Origin of the sequence: Embleya sp. NBC_00888 (assembly GCF_045207655.1) — a bacterium.
Taxonomy (GTDB): domain Bacteria; phylum Actinomycetota; class Actinomycetes; order Streptomycetales; family Streptomycetaceae; genus Embleya.
This window is the reverse complement of the sequence record NZ_CP108784.1, coordinates 4,070,855-4,088,539: the sequence shown is the minus strand read 5'-3', so window position 1 is coordinate 4,088,539 and position 17,685 is coordinate 4,070,855. Positions and strand designations below refer to the sequence as shown.

The 17,685-nt window shown below is 72.9% G+C and carries 19 protein-coding genes and 1 riboswitch; of the genes, 12 read left to right on the top strand and 7 right to left on the bottom strand.

All coding sequences use genetic code 11. From position 1 onward, the window contains the following. Positions 1–14: 14 nt before the first annotated feature. On the top strand, positions 15–209 hold the full coding sequence (locus OG948_RS17000; protein WP_395866729.1) for a DUF5708 family protein: 195 nt from the start codon (positions 15–17) through the stop codon (positions 207–209). A gap of 202 nt (positions 210–411) precedes the next feature. On the opposite strand, the gene OG948_RS16995 is transcribed toward OG948_RS17000, so the two are convergent. Continuing rightward, on the bottom strand, positions 412–1,125 hold the full coding sequence (locus OG948_RS16995) for an Ig-like domain-containing protein (RefSeq protein WP_406297372.1): 714 nt from the start codon (positions 1,123–1,125) through the stop codon (positions 412–414). Positions 1,126–1,581: 456 nt separating this feature from the next. Then, positions 1,582–1,708, top strand: a riboswitch (cobalamin riboswitch). Between the two features lie 58 nt (positions 1,709–1,766). Between OG948_RS16995 and OG948_RS16990 the strand changes: the two genes are divergently transcribed. The 3 genes from OG948_RS16990 to OG948_RS16980 all read left to right on the top strand — a co-directional run bounded on the left by OG948_RS16990 (position 1,767) and on the right by OG948_RS16980 (position 4,461). Continuing rightward, positions 1,767–2,360 (top strand): cob(I)yrinic acid a,c-diamide adenosyltransferase, encoded by a 594-nt coding sequence (locus tag OG948_RS16990; protein ID WP_406297371.1) that lies wholly within the window; start codon positions 1,767–1,769, stop codon positions 2,358–2,360. Then, positions 2,336–3,151, top strand: coding sequence for a (2Fe-2S)-binding protein (locus OG948_RS16985; RefSeq protein ID WP_406297370.1), 816 nt, complete (start codon positions 2,336–2,338; stop codon positions 3,149–3,151). Before OG948_RS16990 ends, OG948_RS16985 begins: the two co-directional genes overlap by 25 nt. A 368-nt stretch (positions 3,152–3,519) precedes the next feature. Continuing rightward, positions 3,520–4,461, top strand: a complete 942-nt coding sequence (locus OG948_RS16980) for a hypothetical protein (protein ID WP_406297369.1) — start codon at positions 3,520–3,522, stop codon at positions 4,459–4,461. A gap of 88 nt (positions 4,462–4,549) precedes the next feature. On the opposite strand, the gene OG948_RS16975 is transcribed toward OG948_RS16980, so the two are convergent. Together OG948_RS16975 and OG948_RS16970 are read right to left on the bottom strand one after the other, a co-directional pair. Then, positions 4,550–5,335 (bottom strand): hypothetical protein, encoded by a 786-nt coding sequence (locus OG948_RS16975; protein WP_406297368.1) that lies wholly within the window; start codon positions 5,333–5,335, stop codon positions 4,550–4,552. A gap of 43 nt (positions 5,336–5,378) precedes the next feature. Next, positions 5,379–5,696, bottom strand: coding sequence for a hypothetical protein (locus tag OG948_RS16970; RefSeq protein WP_406297367.1), 318 nt, complete (start codon positions 5,694–5,696; stop codon positions 5,379–5,381). Between the two features lie 219 nt (positions 5,697–5,915). On the opposite strand from OG948_RS16970, the gene OG948_RS16965 reads away from it, so the two are divergent. Both OG948_RS16965 and OG948_RS16960 read left to right on the top strand, forming a co-directional pair. Then, entirely contained in the window at positions 5,916–6,596 is a 681-nt protein-coding gene (locus tag OG948_RS16965) for an HAD-IA family hydrolase (protein ID WP_406297366.1), read from the top strand. 94 nt (positions 6,597–6,690) lie between these two features. Beyond that, positions 6,691–7,398, top strand: a complete 708-nt coding sequence (locus OG948_RS16960; protein ID WP_406297365.1) for a L,D-transpeptidase — start codon at positions 6,691–6,693, stop codon at positions 7,396–7,398. Positions 7,399–7,488: 90 nt separating this feature from the next. On the opposite strand, the gene OG948_RS16955 is transcribed toward OG948_RS16960, so the two are convergent. The 3 genes from OG948_RS16955 to OG948_RS16945 all read right to left on the bottom strand — a co-directional run bounded on the left by OG948_RS16955 (position 7,489) and on the right by OG948_RS16945 (position 10,730). After that, the gene (locus OG948_RS16955) at positions 7,489–8,751 is read right to left on the bottom strand and encodes a TerD family protein (RefSeq protein ID WP_406297364.1); all 1,263 of its coding nucleotides are present in this window, start codon (positions 8,749–8,751) and stop codon (positions 7,489–7,491) included. A 143-nt stretch (positions 8,752–8,894) separates the two neighbouring features. Next, a complete protein-coding gene (locus OG948_RS16950) occupies positions 8,895–9,818 on the bottom strand; it encodes a TIGR03619 family F420-dependent LLM class oxidoreductase (protein ID WP_406297363.1) in 924 nt (307 codons plus the stop codon). Between the two features lie 60 nt (positions 9,819–9,878). Beyond that, on the bottom strand, positions 9,879–10,730 hold the full coding sequence (locus tag OG948_RS16945) for an SDR family NAD(P)-dependent oxidoreductase (RefSeq protein ID WP_406297362.1): 852 nt from the start codon (positions 10,728–10,730) through the stop codon (positions 9,879–9,881). A gap of 109 nt (positions 10,731–10,839) precedes the next feature. On the opposite strand from OG948_RS16945, the gene OG948_RS16940 reads away from it, so the two are divergent. Together OG948_RS16940 and OG948_RS16935 are read left to right on the top strand one after the other, a co-directional pair. Continuing rightward, positions 10,840–11,256, top strand: a complete 417-nt coding sequence (locus OG948_RS16940) for a MarR family winged helix-turn-helix transcriptional regulator (protein WP_406297361.1) — start codon at positions 10,840–10,842, stop codon at positions 11,254–11,256. Positions 11,257–11,395: 139 nt separating this feature from the next. Next, the gene (locus OG948_RS16935; protein WP_406297360.1) at positions 11,396–12,376 is read left to right on the top strand and encodes an LLM class flavin-dependent oxidoreductase; all 981 of its coding nucleotides are present in this window, start codon (positions 11,396–11,398) and stop codon (positions 12,374–12,376) included. Between the two features lie 41 nt (positions 12,377–12,417). Here the strand turns inward: OG948_RS16935 and OG948_RS16930 are convergent, their stop codons facing one another. Continuing rightward, positions 12,418–13,176, bottom strand: a complete 759-nt coding sequence (locus tag OG948_RS16930) for a hypothetical protein (RefSeq protein WP_406297359.1) — start codon at positions 13,174–13,176, stop codon at positions 12,418–12,420. Positions 13,177–13,295: 119 nt separating this feature from the next. On the opposite strand from OG948_RS16930, the gene OG948_RS16925 reads away from it, so the two are divergent. From OG948_RS16925 to OG948_RS16910, 4 genes are all read left to right on the top strand, one after another. Next, the gene (locus tag OG948_RS16925; protein WP_406297358.1) at positions 13,296–14,174 is read left to right on the top strand and encodes a metal-dependent hydrolase; all 879 of its coding nucleotides are present in this window, start codon (positions 13,296–13,298) and stop codon (positions 14,172–14,174) included. Between the two features lie 148 nt (positions 14,175–14,322). Beyond that, positions 14,323–15,045 carry a DedA family protein gene (locus OG948_RS16920; protein WP_406297357.1) on the top strand — a complete coding sequence of 241 codons (723 nt, stop codon included), beginning with the start codon at positions 14,323–14,325 and terminating at the stop codon, positions 15,043–15,045. Between the two features lie 40 nt (positions 15,046–15,085). Next, entirely contained in the window at positions 15,086–16,024 is a 939-nt protein-coding gene (locus tag OG948_RS16915; protein WP_406297356.1) for a hypothetical protein, read from the top strand. A gap of 215 nt (positions 16,025–16,239) precedes the next feature. Next, positions 16,240–17,592 carry an NlpC/P60 family protein gene (locus OG948_RS16910; RefSeq protein WP_406297355.1) on the top strand — a complete coding sequence of 451 codons (1,353 nt, stop codon included), beginning with the start codon at positions 16,240–16,242 and terminating at the stop codon, positions 17,590–17,592. The last annotated feature ends 93 nt before the right edge of the window (positions 17,593–17,685 follow it).

Below are 17,685 nucleotides of genomic sequence, written 5' to 3'. Positions count from 1 at the left end.
GGAGGAGGAAGACCGTGGCGAAGGCACGCGGTTCGTTGACGGCCGGCCTGTTGAGCGCGGTGGTGGGCGGAGCCCTGAAGCTGTTCGCGGACGACGTGGACACACCGGTGGTCGCGCTCGGGAAGATCGGCGTCGTGTTGCTCATCGTCGGCATCGCCGAGCTGCTGTACGGGCTCTACCAGCTCACCCAGGAGGCCCGGAAGGGCTGACCGGGGCGACACCGGCCGGACCGAGGAAGCCCGGAAGGGCCGATCGGGGGACGAGCCTGGGAAGGGCCGATCGGACCGAAGAAACGTCGGAGCAGTCGGTCGGGGGACGAGCCCCGAAAGGCCGATCAGACCGAAGAACCCCCGGAACAGCCGCCGTTCGGGGCGCAACCTCGAACAGCCGATCGAACCGACCCGGGCCCGCTCAGCCGAGCCGCCGCCGGCCCGGCCGACGGTGGGCGACGAACGCCAGGACACCCGCCCCGAGCACGGCCGAGCCGAGGAACGCCACGAGCAGCGACCCGCCGCCCGGATCGACCCCGGCGCGCGGACGCGCCGCCGACGCGGCCGAGGGTGCGCGGAGTTCGTCGACGCCGCGATGGACGCCGAGCTTGCCCGCCCGGGTCTCGACCGGCCGGCCGGACGCACCGGGGCCGGCCACCACCTCGATCCGCACGCTCGCGGTGGCCTCGCGGCCGAGCCGGTCGACGATCGTGTAGCGAAAGCTGTCGCGTCCGGTGAAGCCCGGCCCCGGCGTGTACCGCAGCACCGAATCCGCCTCGTCCCGCTGGAGCACCAGGCCGTGTTCGGGATTGGTGTACGACAGCACGACCAGCCCTTCGCCGGAGTCGCCGGCCAGGACCGGGACGTCCACCGACTGCCCGGCGCGAGTGCCCGCCCGATCGGCGACGGCACGCGGGACGGGCGGCAGGATCGCCTCGGGCTCGTCCCTCGGCCGCACCCGGTCGCCGGACCCGACGGGGCGCCCGGCGCCGGCGGTCAACAGCGCGGCGGACGGGGTGGGGCCTCCCGTTCCCGCGCCAAGGGGCCCGGCGGGTGGGGTGGCGTGTCCCGACCCGGCGCCGAAGTCCGCCGCGGAAGGGGTCGGCCGCGCCGAACCGGCATCGAAGAGCCGCACGGAGGAGGCGAGATGCCGTCCCTCGGCGCCGAACCACCCCGCGCAGGCGGCGGGATGCCCCGACCCCGCTCCGAACAGCGAAGCACAACAAGCCAGGACCACGCCCGCTCGAGGTACCCGACCCACCCGACATGCCTGACCCACCCGACGCGTCGGACCGGCTGGTTCAGGTGTTCCGGACACCGTGGACACGCATACCTCCGGCACTGATTTCCCGGCACGGCCGGATCTCGGATCGACTCACCGGCGCTCGCCGGCACCCTTCGGCGCCGATACCGCCGGGCCGACGCCGGCCGAGGGAGCCGCTCTCGGAATCCGATCCTGGGCTTCGCCCGCGCCGGTCCGGGGCTCGGCGCGCGGACCGGCGGCAAGCTTCACCCGCACGCGTGGTCCGGATCCGACGGTGGACCGGGCCCGTCGGGCGTGTCATGGTGGGAGGCGCAAGGCGACGGCGGTACGAGGAAGCCGGTGTGAATCCGGCGCGGTCCCGCCACTGTGATCGGGGAGCGACTCCCGAACCGGCCACGGCCCCCAGACGGGTCGGAAGGCCGGGAGGAGCGATGATCCGAGAGCCAGGAGACTCACGTCGTCGCCACCTCACCAACCGGGGCGGATTTCCCCGAGAGAGGCCGGTGCCGACCATGTCCTTGGTTCTGAGCCGGATCTACACCCGTACCGGCGATGCCGGCACGACCGCGCTGGGCGACAACTCCCGGACGCGCAAGACCGATCCGAGGTTGGCGGCGTACGCCGACACGGACGAGACCAACGCGGCGATCGGGGTCGTGCTCGCGCTCGGCGACCCGCAACCGCAGACACGCGCGGTATTGGCGCAACTGCAGCACGACCTGTTCGACGTCGGCGCGGACCTGTGCGCGCCGATCGCCGAGGGGGACACCCGGCTGCGGATCACCGAGGCGGACGTGGCCCGGCTGGAGGAGCACTGCGACGCGTTCAACGCGGAACTGACCGCGCTGCGTTCCTTCGTACTGCCCGGCGGCAGCCCGGCCGCGGCCCTGCTGCACGTGGCCCGCACCTCGGCCCGCCGCGCCGAGCGCTCGACCTGGGCGCTGATCGAGGCGGACGAGCGGGCGACGGCGGGCGGGGCCGCGACCGTCAACCCGCTCACCGCGCGCTACCTCAACCGGTTGTCCGACCTGCTGTTCGTCCTCGCCCGGCGGGCCAACGCCGGCGGTGCGGGTGATGTGTTGTGGCGTCCGGGCGACAGCCGCTGACCGGCGCGCGGTCGCGGTCCCACGTCGGCGGGCCGCTGCGCCGGCTCGCCGACGTGGGGCCCTACTTCGAGCTGCGGACCGGACCGATCACCGACGGCGCGGGCTTTCGGCCGTTGGCCGAGCTGTACGACCGGGCCGCGCCCGCCGCGTGGGCGGACCGGGTGGAGCACGTACGGGCCCGGCTGCGGACCGAGGAACCGCGGGTCGCCGCGTCGATCCTGTACCTGGGCGTGGCCTCACGGTTGTGGTCGGTGGCACTGGGCGCGGCGGTGCTCGGCCGGGTGGTGCCCGACCTGGATCCGGCCCGGACGTACTGGCGCTTCCCGGACGCCGGGCCGGTCGAGTTGTGGGCGCCCGATCCGGCGCCGGTGCCGGTGTCGGACGACCGTTCGGGGATCGAGCAACTTCACGACGCGGTGTTGCTCGGGCATCTGGTGCCGCTCGCCGGGGCGACCCGAGCGGTGGTGCCGGTCGCCGAGCGACTGCTGTGGGGCAACGCCGCGTCGGCCCTGGTCGGCGCGGCCCGCGTGTTGCACCGGCACCTGGCTCCGGCCGAGCCGGAACTCGTCGCGACCACACGCGTGTTCGCCGACGGCCTGTTGGCCGCCGGCCGGTTGCGCGGAACCGGCCTGCACGGTGCGCTCGGCGCGTTCCGCCGCACCACGTGCTGCCTGTACTACCGGATCCCCGGAGGCGGTACGTGCGGCGACTGCGTCTTCCACGACAAGCCGCCGCGCCCGGCCCGGACCCGGATCGGGTCGTCGGCACCGGGTCGGGGCAGCGCGGGCTGAGCATTCCCGGCCTGCGCGTTCGGTTCGCTCCGGGCACCGGGAACCGTGTGTCGGGTCCCGCGCGGAGCGGCCGACCGGGTGAATCGGTCGGACACGCCGAGCCGCGCATTCGGGTGACATTCCCGGATCCTCGGCCCGGTTGTTTCTAGCCTCGGCCTCGAGACACCGACTCCGGCATCGACGAACCCGAACGCCGTGGCCGTGTCCTCGGTCCTGCCGGGTCTGCGCCCCCGGCAGGATCGGGGAGACGGCCCCGGCCGTCGAAGGCCCGCCGAGGACGAATGACCGGGCGCCCGCGGGGCAGGCGCCAGGCGCGGTCCTCGGCGGTGACGCGAGGACATCGAGACCGTGAAGAGGAGTACGCACCGATGAGTACCCCAGGCCGAGACTCCGGCGGCAGGTCCGCGTCGCGCGATCCCGACGAGATCGCCGCGTTCCCGACCGTCCTTCCCCCCGCCGTCGAATCACCCACGCAGAGCGCACTCCCGCAGCAGGAGCCGACGCTGAGCCGCAAACGTGAGCAACTGGATCACGCGGTGGAGGAGTTGACCCAGGCCGAGCCGCCCGAGACGGTGCACCGCAAGGTGGGCGAGGCCGCCGAGCAGGTCGGCCGAGGAACCGACCGTGCCGCGGGGCGGGCCCGACGCCGGGCCGAACGGCTCGAAGCGGCGGCCGGCGAAGCCGCCGAACAGGCCGCGGGCACCGTCCGCGACCGGGCCGGGCAGGCCAAGGACGCCGCCCGGGACCGGGCCGGGCAAGCGAAGGACGCCGCGCGGGAGGGTGCCGGGCAGGCCAAAAAGGCCGCCCGGGACCGGGCCGAGCAGGCCAAGGACGCCGTCCAGGACCGCACCGAGCACGCCAAGGACGCCGCGCGGCAGCGTGTCGAGCAGGCCAAGGAGACGGCCCGGCACAAGACCGCGAAGGCCAAGGAGGCGGTCGGCCACCGCACCGAAGAGCTCATCGAGGCGGCCGGACACCGCGCCGAGCAGGCCAAGGAAGCCGTCGAGCACCGGGCCGGAGAGCTCAAGGAAGCAGCCGGGCACCGCGCCGAGGAGCTCAAGGACGCGGCCGTGCACAAGGTCGGTCAGGCCCGCGAGTCGGCCGGTGACCGGGTCGGACACGCCAAGGATCGCACCGTCGAGGTCGGACACACGGCCGGCAACCAACTCTTCGACCACACCCCGGACCCGCTCCGGCACGCGACCCTCACCGGCTCGGCGGAGATCCGCCGACGCCCGGTGCCGGCCGCTGCCGCCGCGGTCGCGACCGTGCTCGTCCTGATCTGGGCGATCCGCAGGTCGCGCCGCTGAATCGACCGCGCCGACGGCCCGACCGCACCCGCCACCCCGGCCGCGCCGACCCTCGGGCCGGTGCGCCGGGCGCGGCCGGGAACCCGGCTCAACGGCCCACCGCGTCCTCGGTCCACCTCCGCAACATCCGCCGGGTCGCCGCGTCCGCACCGGGTCCGTACTTCGCGGGCGCCGTCGCCGCGATCGCGAGTCGCACGTCGGCCTCGGCCCGTTCCGCGCCCCGCGCGTACTCGGCCGGCAGCGTGGCGTCCAGGGTCGCGGCCAGTTCGGGCTCGGCCGCGTGCGCCAGGATCAACCCGGTCAGATCCTCACCCGGCAGCCCATAGCCCGCGTGCGACCAGTCGAGCAGCACGACGTCCTCGTCGCGCGCGATCAGATCCACCGGCCGCAGGTTCAGATGGCAAGGCACGTACGGCAGTTCGACGGTCCGGGCGGCCAGTGGTCCGACCGGGGGCGGGCGCTCGAACAGCCAGGACGGCCCGGCCGGTCGGGGGACGGCCTGCGCGGCGCCGAGCCGCCGGGCGAAATCGGCCCACCGGGGGACGTCCCACGTGGTTCCGGACCGCCCGCGTACGAAGTCCAGCCACAACGCGACCGACCCGTCCTCGCGCGGATCCGCGCGCAGTCGCCGGGGCGCGGTCAGCCCGAAGTCGCCGTAGACGGTGTGCGCGAAGCCGCTCTCGTACGCCTCGACCTCCCGGGCCCAGTAGCGCGGATTGGCCGCCGCCGTGCCGTCCGGTGTCGCGAGCTTGAGCACCGCGTCCGTACGGCTGCCCAGCACGTGCCACACGTCGGCGTGTGTGGACAGCGGCGTGGCGCCCAGCGGGGAGCCCAGTTCGGGCGGTACGGACTCGATGCGCACCGGCGGCGGCACGGCGGACTCACTCAGGGTCGGCTCCGGGACGGTGGACCGGCGGTCAACGGAAGACCGGGGCTCGGGGCGGCCGCCGGCGGCCGATGTGATGCCGGTAGGCGAGCAGCGAGGTCGAGCGACGAGCGTGCCGCGGTCGACCCGATCGCACGGTGTGTCCGGCCGGCCGGGGCACGGTGGGCAGCGCGACCGGGGTCGGGGTGGGCGCGGCGGGTTCGATCGCCGGTCGCGCGGTGGACGGCACGGGCAACGGGGTCGGCGGCGGTGGGGTCAGCGAGCCCAACATGCGGTCCTCGAGCCAGGAGAGCCCGGGTATCAGCAGGAACATCACGATCGGTGCAAGCAGAGCGAGGACCAAGTACATGATTGCCGCCTGGGGGTGAGCGCGTCCGGGCCGTAGTGAGCACCTAGCCGGTGACGATCGGCGCAAACGTGACGGTTAGGCAACGAAGGGCGTTGACCCAGGTCCGAAGATGATCGATTTCGATCAATAGCTGAGCCATGTGGGTGATCGATCAAGCCAACGTGCTCATGAGCGGGGAAGGCATCGACGCTCCGCCGCGGTTCCTGACAGCCTGTTCGGATGGCGAACGACGGCACCACGCTCGACTGTGACGCGATCCTGTTCGATCTCGACGGTGTGTTGGTGGACTCCCATCCGCTGATCGAACGCATCCTGCGGGCGTGGGCGGCCGATCGCGGCGTGGACCCGGACGCGGCGGTCGCGGCGTCGTACGGCCGTCGCGACATCGACCTGGTGCGCGTGGTCGCCCCCACGCTGGACGCCGAGGTCGAGGCCGCGTGGATCGTCGAGCGCGAGGAGCGCGAATTCACCGGCATCATCCCGATCCCCGGTGCGGCCGGGCTGCTCGCCGCACTGCCCGCGGCGCGCTGGGCCATCGTCACGTCGGGCACCCGCAAGGTGGCGAGTGGGCGACTGCGCGCGGCGGAACTGCCCGCACCGGTGTACATGGTCACCGCGGAGGACGTTCGCGAGGGCAAGCCGGCTCCGGAGGGCTACCTGCGCGCGGCCGGTCTGCTCGGCGTACGACCGGACCGCTGCCTGGTGGTGGAGGACGCGGAGAGCGGTGTGCGGGCGGCCGAGGCGGCCGGGATGCGTTGCCTGGGCATCGGTGCGGCCCTGGTCGGGGGCGAGATCGGCGCCGCGTTGGACGCGTGGGCCGCGGACCTGCGTCCGGTCGATCCCGAGGTGGTCACGGCAGGACATGTCCGGCTGAACATTCACCCGAATGGGTCAAACTAGGGACGCAACCTCTGGGGCCCCATCCGCGTCTACAAGGGAGCACGACTCGGGGAACACTCCACATTTGGGTTTGGGTCGGGAGAGGCACCACTCGATGAAGAAGACTCGTATATCCCTCGCGGTCACCGTGACCGCGATCCTGGCCTTGTCGGCCTGCAACTCCGGCTCGTCGAGCGATTCGACCGCGAAGGCCGGTGCGCAGTCGCCGCTGCCCGTGACCTCCTCCTCCGCACCGGTGACGCCGGCGCCCGAGAGCACCGCCCCGACCTCGGCCCCGCCCACGAGCAGCGCGCCGAGCAGCGCCACGCCGTCGGCGAGCCAGAGCACGGCCAAGCCCACCACCAGCAGCAAGCCGTCGACCACCAAGCCGCCGACGAGCAAGCCGCCGACCACCAAGCCCGCCCCGCCCAAGCCGCAGGCCGGACTGGACGATCGGTGCCTGACCGGCCGGGCGATCTGCATCGACAAGCGCACCGACCGCCTCACCTGGGTGATCGACGGCAAGGCCCAGTACTCGACCGACGTGCGCTTCGGCTCGGCCGAGACGCCGACCCGCGAGGGCGCGTTCAGCATCAACTTCAAGAGCCGCGACCACGTTTCGACGCTGTACCACACGCCGATGCCGTTCGCGATGTTCTTCTCCGGCGGCCAGGCCGTGCACTACTCGGCCGACTTCGCCGCCCACGGCTACAACGGGGCCTCGCACGGCTGCGTGAACGTGCGGGACAAGGGTCTCGTGCAGCGGCTGTTCAACGAGACGCGCGTCGGCGACAAGGTGATCGTCTACCGCTCGGCCAAGTAGGCCGCACGACCGGCCGGGGCCCGATGCCCGGCCGGTCCGACTACCGCTCGGCCACGACGACCGAGCGGTAGCGCGCCGCCGGGTGCGGGATCAGCGCTCGCGCGGCGAGCGCACCGTCTTGAACTCCGCCGGACCCGCGCCCATTTCGAAGGTGCCGTCCGCGTAGAGCATCGGGCGACGCTCCTGCATCAGCTTCGAGTACTTCTCCACGTGCTGGATCGACACACCGTCGGGGTCGGTGAAGTCGACCAGCGCGATGGCCACCCAGAACACCGCGCGCTTGTTGTTGAACAGCGGCACGTTCACCGTCGAACCCTGGCCGTCGGTGACCTCGGCGTGCGCGCCGTAGGACTTGAAGCTGCCGAAGCCGTTCTCGACCGCGCTGTACGCGCAGATGAGCACGTAGCCCTGCTCGTCCGGCCGGGTGATCCGGACCGTCTCGCGGCCGGGGACGCGCGAGTCGCCGTCCAGTTGGATGTACGGCGCCGAGGTCAGGCTGCCGAGCTCGCGGTAGTAGATCACCCCGTCGCCGCCCTTCTTGGCGCCCACCTTCGACCTGGGCACGAACAGCGCGTACAGGTCCAGGTCTGCGCCCGTCTTGCGGCGCGCGTCGTTGCCGCCGTCCCAGACCAGGGACGCGGTGACGGTGACCGAGCGGTCGCCCTTGTCCATGCTGATCGTCGCGCGGCCGCCCTTGGCCAGGTCGACCCGGCCGAGCGGCTCCTTGGCCATCGAGATCGGCGCGGGCGCGGCCGGCGCGGGAGCCGCGGCGGGCTCCTTGACCATCACGTGGGCCGGCACGGCGGGTGCGGGGGCCGGCTCGGGCTCCGGCTCGTCCTCGACCGAGATGCCGAAGTCGGTGGCCAGCCCGGCGAGTCCGCTCGCGTAGCCCTGACCCACCGCGCGCACCTTCCACGCGTCGCCGCGGCGGTACAACTCGACCAGGACCGCGACCGTCTCGCCGCCGGCGAAGGCGTCCGGCGTGTAGGCGATCCGCGCGTCCCCGGACACGGTGGTCGCGCCCAGGCCCGGCACCTGGCCCAGGGTCGCCCCGGGGCGGTCCGCGTCCGAGCTGACCACGACCACCACCCGGGCGATCTCGGCGGGCAGCTTGGCCAATTCGACGCTGACGTGGGTGGTGCCCGAGGGCCCGGGCGCGGTGCGCACCGCCCCGTCGCCGCCGACGGGATTGTTGAAGAAGACCAGGTCCTCGTCGGTGCGCACCTTGTGCGCGTCGGTCAGGAGCACGGCGGACACGTCCACGACGTCGGCCGAGCCCCACCCGATCGAGACCTCGGCGCGGTCGCCGGTCAGGGGCGCGTTGGCCCCGGTGGGCAGCGTGACGTCGGACATGGAGGGCCCTCCCGCGTTGGACAAAGGCGCCGTATCGCGCCCTGATCAGGGCAACGACCCTCCCACCGACGACGTTCCGCAAACCTCGAACTTTCCCCAAGCCGGGGTAAAGCCCCAGGTGGTCGGCCCCATCCGCGGGTGGCTCAGCGCCCGGACAGCACCTTGTCGAACAGCTCCCTGGCCTCGGCGAAGAACGCGGGCGCGCCCTCGGGTCCGGTACAGAACACCTGGATGGGCAGGTGCACGGCGGTCGCGCCGGCGGCGATCACCTCGGCAGCCCCGGCCATCGTGCGGGCCAGGTCGAAGCGTCCCGCGTCGTCCTTGACCATCGGCAGCGGGCCCTGCACACCCAGCGCCCGCGGGTCGCGACCGGCCGCGGCGAGTGCCTCGCGGATCCGGACCACGTCCCGGGCCATGTCGGCGGTGGACAGGCCCATGATCGGAATCCAGCCGTCGCCGCTGCGCACGATGCGGTCCAGGTTGCGCTTGTTCAGTGTGCCGCCGATCCACAGCGGCACACCGCCGGGCTGCGCCGGCAGCGGCGCGCAGTAGGCGTCGGTGAAGTTCACCGTCGGGGAGGCGAAGGACGCGGGCAGGTTCGTCCACAGCGCCTTGCACGCCGCGAGGGTGTCGGTGAGCAGTTGTCCGCGGGCGTCCCAGTCGATCCCGGCCGCGTCGTACTCCTCGCGCTGCCACCCCGTGGCCACGCCCAGTTCCAGCCGCCCGCCGGAGATTCGGTCCAGCGTCGCCGCCGTCTTGGCGAGCAGCGTCGCGCCGCGCAAGGGGGCGACCAAAATGCCGGTGGCCAGGCGCACGTTCGAGGTGACCGCGGCGATCGCGGCGAGCAGCGTGAGCGGTTCGGGCCAGGCCGCCTCGGGCGGCGTGGGGAAGCGACCCCACGTGTAGTTCTGCGTGTTGGGGCCCATCACCACGTGGTCGACCAGGACGATCCGGTCGATGCCCGCGTCGTCGGCGGCCCGGCCGACGTCCACGAAGCCGCGCCAGTCGTCGGCGGGCCAGGTGCCGAAGTTCGGCAGACCGATGGAGAGTTGCACGTCGATGGTCATCCGGATGCTCCGTCGCGTTCGAAGTGGGGCGGGGGCAGGTCAGGGGTTTCGGGGGATGGTTCAGGGCGAAGCGACGTACGGGTCGCGTCCCGCGATCGCCGCGTCGATCACCGCGTCGCCGAGCGCGGCCCGGGCGTACTTCTCGAAGGACGGCGCCCGGCGCAGTTCGTTGCCGCCGTCCACGGCCAGGCTCTGACCGGTGGTCCAGGACGATTCCGGGCCGGCCAGGTGGCGGACCGTCTCGGCGATGTCCTCGGGCAGGCCGGTTCGGCCCAGCGGCTTGTTCGCCAGGAAGCGCGCGAGCATCTCCTCGTCGCGGAAGATCCGGGCGTCCTCCTGCGAGCGCACCAGGCCGGGGCGGACCGCGTTGACCCGGACGCCGGCCGCGCCCAGCTCGTCCGCGGCGGCTCGGACCAGGGCCTCCAGGCCCGCCTTCCCGGCCGCGTAGCCGCTCAGGAACGGCATGGTCAGCTTGGCCGCGGTCGAGGACACGCACACGATGGCGCCGCCGCCGCGCGCGGCGATCACGGGCGCGGCGTACTTGATCGCCAGGAACGCGCTGTACGTGTTGCGGCGCAGGTCGGCCAGGAACGCGTCGTCGTCCACGGCCAGGATCGGCGCGGTGCTCCCGCCGCCCACCGTGGCCACACAGATGGCGAGTTCGGGGCCCGCCGCGCGGACCGCCGTACGGATCCCGTCGGTGCCGCACACGTCCGCCGCGACGACGCGCACCTCGGTGCCGGCCGGGGCCTGCGCGCGCAGTCGTTCGGCGGTCTCGGCGAGCGCGTCGGCCCGGCGGGCGGTGAGCGTGACCGAGCAGCCGTCGCGCAACAGCCGCGCCGCGCACGCGGAGCCGATGCCGCCGCTGCCACCGGTGACCAGGGCCATCCGGCCGGCCAGGATTGCGGACATGGACGGGGTCCTCCCGGGGCGACCAAGGGAACTGACGGCATGTCAGTTCCGTGTCGACGTTACACCTCGAATCATTCGAGCTGTAACGAAGTTCGGCTAGAGTGTGGCCATGACCACGGGGGAAGGCGAGCTGCCGGGACTGACCGCGCTGCTCTACGCGGCCACCGCACGGCTGGACGCGCACTTCGCCGCGTGTGCCGGCGCGGTCGGCCTGACCGCGTCCCAGGCGAACGCGGTGCACGAACTCGCCGAACCGCTGGGCATGCGCGAACTGGGTCGGCGGATGTGCTGCGAGCCGCCCAACGTGACCTTCGTGGTGGACCGGCTGGCGGAGCGCGGCCTGGTCGAGCGCCGACCGCATCCCGGCGACCGCCGCGCGAAGCTGATCGCGCTCACCCCGGCCGGCGCCGACCTGCGCGAGCGCCTGTTCGCCGGCCTCGCCCAGGACCCGCCGCTGACCGGCCTGCCGGACGCCGACCGGCGCGCGCTGCGGGTCCTGCTGGACCGGGCGCTGCGCGGGGGCTGACCGGCCGCATCGGTCGATCGCCGCCGGTGCTCGTTCGCGCCGCCCCTGGTTCTCCTCGACCCGCGCGACTAACCTGACGCCCCATCAGAGAGTGCGGCGCCGATCACCTCGGCGGTGGCGCCGAGGACAGGAGAACGGCATGGCTGTGTTCGCGCTGCGTTTCGACTTCCGCAATCCGGCTTTCGCCGGGACGAGCATGGGGGAGCGCTACGCGGCGGCACTCGACATGGTCGAGTGGGCCGACCGGCACGGGTTCTTCATGGTGACGTTGTCCGAGCACCACGGCTTCGCCGACGGATACCTGCCCGCCCCGCTCCAGTTCGCCGCCGCGATCACCGCGCGGAGCCGGAACATGGGCGTGACCATCGCGGCGATCCCCGCGCCGCTGCACGACCCGCTGCACCTGGCCGAGGAGCTCGCGGTGCTCGACCTGCTCAGCCAGGGCCGGGTCAACGTGGTGCTCACCAACGGCTACGTCGACGCCGAGTTCGCGATGTACGACGTGCCGATGCGCGAGCGGGTCAAGCGCACCGTGGAGACCGTCGAGACGCTGCGCAAGGCGTGGACGGGCGAGGAGTTCGACTTCCGCGGCCGGACCGTGCGGGTGACCCCGGAGCCGTTCCAGAAGGGCGGACCGCCGATCATCCTCGGCGGCAGCGTCGAGGCCGCCGCGCGCCGCGCCGCGCGGATCGCCGACGGGTTCATGCCCTCGAACCCGGCGATCTGGGAGTTCTACCGGGACGAGAAGGTCAAGCTCGGCGAGGAGGACCCGGGCCCGTACTTCGGCGGCGACACCAGCTTCTTCCACCTCTCGAACGATCCCGACCGGGACTGGGACAGGATCGCGCCGCACGCGCTGCACGAGGTCAACGCCTACGGCGAGACGATGGCGAAGGCGGGCACCTCGGGTGTGGGCGGCTACGCGAGCGTCACCGACGCCGACGAACTGCGCGCGGGCGGCCAGTACCGGGTGATCACGCCACAGACCCTGGTGGCCGAGCTCAAGGCCCAGGGCGACGCGGCGTTCGCGATCCTGCACCCGATGATGGGCGGCATCCCGCCCGAGCTGGCGTGGGAGAGCCTGCGCCTGTTCGAGAACGAGGTGCTGCCCAACCTGTAGGACCGGTGACGCGTCGGGGCGGCCCGCCGGGCCGCCCCGCCCTAGCGGTGCGGCGCGCCCGCCACGAAGTCCTTGGTGTGGTCCCACCACGTGCGGCGGTCGGGCGGGAAGCGGCGCAACGAGCGGGCCAGCTTGGTGTCCGCGTGCGGCGAGGTGCGCCCCGGACCCTCCTTGTACCGCCAACGTGCCCACGGCGACTCGGGCTTGGCGATGCGCATCGCCGACACCATCGCGACGAACGGCACGAACACACCGATCAGACCGGTGGCCACCTTCCCCTTGGCCAGCGCGCACAGCGCGAAGGCCAGGTTGAACACGACCACCGTCGCGGCCACCGGCTTGCTGTCGCCGTCGCCGAGGCCGAGCGGGTTGGCGCCGACGAACAGCAGCAGTCCCATCGCGGCGGTGATCAGCACCGCGTCCACCGACTTGCGGCCGTCCGCCGCCCAGTACACGTCGTCCAGGTGCACGAGCAGCGCGAACTCGTCCAGCGTGAGTGCGGCGCCCATCCCGAAGAACCCGGCGAGCACCTGCCGCAGCGCGCCGCCCGGCTCGTAGGCGAACTCCAGCGCGCCCGCGATCAGCATCAGGAAGATCCCGTACACCTGGTGGTGCACGTGCACCCTGCCCACCACCATGTTCCGGAACGGGCCCTTGCCCGCCCGGATCAGCCGGGTGATCAGTCGCGTCACGGCGAAGGTGAAGATGAACGCGACGAGCATCCAGCCGACGCCGTGTGGCCCGGCCTCGGCGTCGCCCGCCAGCCCCGTCGTGGTCGAGATCCAGCCTTGGTCGTGCACAGACCCGTCCCTGCTCGCGATTCCCGTGTGAGGAGGATTGTCCATGATCGAATGGACCGAACGGCGCCACCGCCGCACCGGTGCGACGGCGACCGGATCGAATCGAGGTTAGGACGCGCATGGCCCTCCCCACGACTTCCACCGAGGTGACCTTCCCGGCGGGCGCCGGAACCGGCACCGCACCGATCCTGGCCGCGCCCGTGCTGCCGGACGGGCGGACCGCGCTGGTGGTCGCGCGCACCCCGTTCCACCCGCTGGACCACACCTGGCCGGACCAGCCCGCCGACACCGGGGTGATCCGGGTGGCGGGCGCGGAGTTGGCCGTGGCGGACTGCGTGACCGGCGCGGTCGGCCCGGACGGGGAGTTCGCGGTGGGCGAGGCGATCCCGGTCCGGCGCGGCGACGAGGACTGGTCCTGGCTGGTGCTGCACGTGCTCGCGCAGGCTCTCGGCGATCCGGGCGACCTGGTCGGGGCGAGCGCCGAACTGATCGTGGACGCCGAGCGCCGGGCCGCGCTGAGCGCCGCGCACACCTCCTGCCACCTGTTGGCCTTCGCGCTCAACGCGGTACTCGCGCCGCGCTGGCGCAAGGAGGTTCGTACCGACAGCCTCGGCCGCCCGGACTTCGACAACCTGGCGATCACCTCGTCCCGGATGGACGTGGGCGGCAGCCGCGACGACTACCGGATCGGCAAGTCGCTGCGGAAGAAGGGCTTCACCGCGGACGGCCTGGCCCAGGACCTGCCCGGCGTGCGCGACGAGGTCGAGGCGCTGCTCGAACAATGGCTCAAAACCGACGCCGAGGTGCGGATCGAGGTGCCCGGCCCGGCGCTCACCGCCCGCCGGGTCTGGCACTGCGGACTGCCGGACGGCGACGCGCACATCCCGTGCGGCGGTTCGCACCTGGGCCGGCTCGGCGAACTGCGCGCCCTGGCGATCGAACTGACCATGGACGAGGACGGCGCGCTGGTCGCGCTGACCCGGCCCGAGCGCGCCTGACCCGATCCGGCGAATTCCTCCACCGCACCCCCGGGGAACCGGTCCCACGCTGCGGACGTTACCTTCGGAAGGAATTCTCTTTGCCTAATCATGACCTGGTCGGGGGACTTCCGACGTCCGCCATCACCCGTTCCAGGAGGCTCGCGCCGTGAACACCATCGCCCTGGGTCCATCGTTCCTGGACCCCGACAAGCTGATCTCCACGTTCGGCCTGATCGGCATCCTGGTGATCGTCTTCGCCGAGTCGGGCCTGTTGATCGGTTTCTTCCTGCCGGGCGACTCGTTGCTGTTCACCACCGGCCTGCTGGTCTCGGACGGCAAGTTCTCGCAGCCGCTGTGGCTGGTGTGCCTGCTCCTGTGGGTCGCGGCGGTGGTGGGCGACCAGGTCGGCTTCCTGTTCGGCCGCAAGGTGGGGCCGTCCCTGTTCAACCGGCCCGATTCGCGGGTGTTCAAGCGGGAGAACGTGGAGAAGGCGCACGCGTTCTTCGAGAAGTACGGCCCGCGCTCGATCGTGCTGGCCCGGTTCGTGCCGATCGTGCGCACCTTCACGCCGATCGTCGCGGGCGTGGCCCGGATGAAGTACCGCACGTTCGTGGTCTACAACGTGATCGGCGGGTTCCTGTGGGCGGTGGGCGTCACGCTGCTCGGCCACTCGCTGGGGCAGGTGCAATTCGTCCGGGACAACATCGAGTTCATCCTGGTCGGGATCGTGCTGATCTCGGTGCTCCCGGTCGCGATCGAACTCCTGCGCGCCCGCTCGGCGTCGCGCAGGCGGGCCGAGGCGGACCCGGAGCCGTCCTCCGTCCCGGGGCGGGGCCGGCACCGCGCGGGCGACGACCGGCCGGACGCGGAGACGGATCGCCGGCGCTGAGCCGTACGGGTCGGTGCCGGGCGCCAATAGAGTTCACGCCATGCGCGCTCAACTTCTGGCCCGGGCGACCCTGCCGTCCCTGTGGAGTCTCGACCGCATCCCCGGCGCGGCGGCCTGGCTCGCGCACGGTGTGGACGGCTCGCTCGTCGTGCTCGACGACTCGCTGACCACCGTGCGCGAGGTACGACTGCCCGAGGACTGGCGGGGCGGCCACTCGGTCACCCCGGACCTCGGGCACTTCGTCGCCTCGGCACCGGATCGGGTCGTCGTGCTGGATCCGGACGGACGCGAGGTGTGGGCACACCCGCACGTGCCGTGGGAGGCCGAGGAGGCCGGCTCGAGCGCGGTCACCTCGGCCGGGGTCTGGGCGGTGGTGCGGACCGCGGAGGGGGACCGGTGTGTGCTGCTCGACGGCGCGGACGGCTCCGCGCTGGCGACCTGGCCGCTGGACCCGACCACCGTCGGCTCCGAACTGCTTCCGCATCCCGACGGCGTGCATGTGGGCCTGGCCGCGTCGCACGCCGACGACGCGTACCGGATCTTCGTGCTCCGCGCGGACGCCCCGGGCACGGTCGCCCAGGTGCCGCCGGGGGACAGCCGGGTGCTCAACGACATCCACGGCTCCGGCCGGATGATGCTGACCACGCCGATCGAGGCCGGTCCACTGGGGCTGGTGCGCTTCCCGGACGGCGCGGTGATAGCGGCCCGACCGGGCGAGCAGGTCTTCCCGGACCAGGACGAGGTGTTCGACATCTACGCGGGCTTCGTCCGCCGCGACCTGGTGCTCGCCGCCTCCTCGGGCGAGCGGCACGTGCTGTTCTCGGTGCCGGACCTGCGGGCGATCGCCGAGGTCGAGTACCCCGAGGACGCGCCGCGCGAATGGCTCGTGGTGCGCTCCGACGGCGTGTGGCTCACCGCCGACTCGGAGTCGGGCACGGTGTGCACGTGGTCCCTGGAGCAGTCGATGGCGACCGGCTGAACCGAGCGCCGGCCCGACGGGGCCGGGCGCGGGTGTGTGGTCGGCGGGACCCGCGTGCGTACCGGTGTTCGGGTCGACCGCTGAGGGATAAGCCCATTAGCGGGAAATATGTGGCTTATGGTGCGGTTGTGACTACGGCTCGTTAGCGTGAGAAGGCCTGCCCGGAATCGGAACGTCCGGTTCCCCTCGGTGCCCGCCGCTTGGAGGGAGACCGCATGCCTCGATCGTTCATCCATGCCGCAGTCCCTGCCGGACTCGCCGCCGTCCTCGTCCTCACGATCACCCCCGGGGCCTTCGCCGACGACCCGGCCGGCTCCGGCCACCCGGGGACCGACCAGGTCCGCCGGGCGCAGGACGCGGTCACCGGCAAGGTCTCGGACGTCGGCCTGATCGAGGCCGAACTCGATCGTGAGGCGAGCGACCTCGAGCGGCTCGACATCCGCGCCGGCGTCGCCGTCGAGGCGTACAACGGGGCCGTGGTGCTGCGGGAGCAGACCCGGGACCGGGCCGTCGTCGCCGACGGACACCTGCGTGCGGCCGACGCGCAACTGGGCCTGGCCCGGGACGAACTCGGCCGGCTCGCCGCGCAGACCTACCGGATGGGCGGCGGTGCCCGGCTCGGCACCTTCCAGGCGGTCCTGGGCGCCGACTCGCCCGCCGACCTGGTCACCCGGACGGAGAGCCTGCGCCGGATCTCACAGGACGGCGACGACACCGTGCGGCGCGGCACCACCGCCGTCCGCGACGCGGCGACCGCCAAGGCCGACGCCGTGCACACGGCGGAGGCTGCCGCCCGCGCGACCGAGGCGGTACGCGCGGCCAAGGACCGGGTCGAGGCCGAACTCGCGGCACAGCAGCGCCGCGTCGGCGAGATCGCGGCTCGGCGCACCGCGCTGCTGAGCGAACTGGCCGAGCTGAAGCAGACCTCGGTCGCCCTGGAGACGCAGCGTCGGGACGACCTGGCGGCCGAGGCTCAGCGTCGCGCCGAGGAGGAGGCGCGCGCCCGGGCCGAGGCCGAAGCGGCCCGCGAACAGGCCCGACAGGAGGCCGACCGGCAGGCCGAGGCGGCCCGGGAGGCCCGGGAAGCCCGCGAACAGGCGGCGAGCAAGGCCGGCAGTACGAGCGAGCCCGCCAAGCCGGCCAAGGGCACCGACCCGGCCGCCGCGACCCGGCCCGACACCTCGGGCAAGGCCCCGGCCGCCGCCGGCGTGTCCGCCGCGATCGCCTACGCCAAGGCCCAACTCGGCAAGCCCTACGTGTGGGGCGGCGAGGGCCCGCGCGGCTACGACTGCTCGGGCCTGGTGATGCGGGCGTGGCGCGAGGCGGGCGTGAACATGACCCACTTCGCCGCCACGCAGTACGTCGAGAGCACGCCCGTGTCCTACCGGAACCTGCGTCCGGGCGACCTGATCTTCTGGAGCGGGACCAAGAACGCGTCCGACATCCACCACGTCGCGATGTACCTGGGCGGCGGCCGGATGATCCACGCGCCGCGCACCGGCGACGTGGTCAAGATCAGCAACATGTTCTACATGGGCACCCCGGACTACTACGCCCGCCCGTCCTGACCGCGTCCCGAGCCCTGCGGATCGGCTCCCCGGTGCCCGGGACGACGAACGCCGGTCGGCGGCGGCCACCCCGGTTGTGGGGTGCCCGTCGCC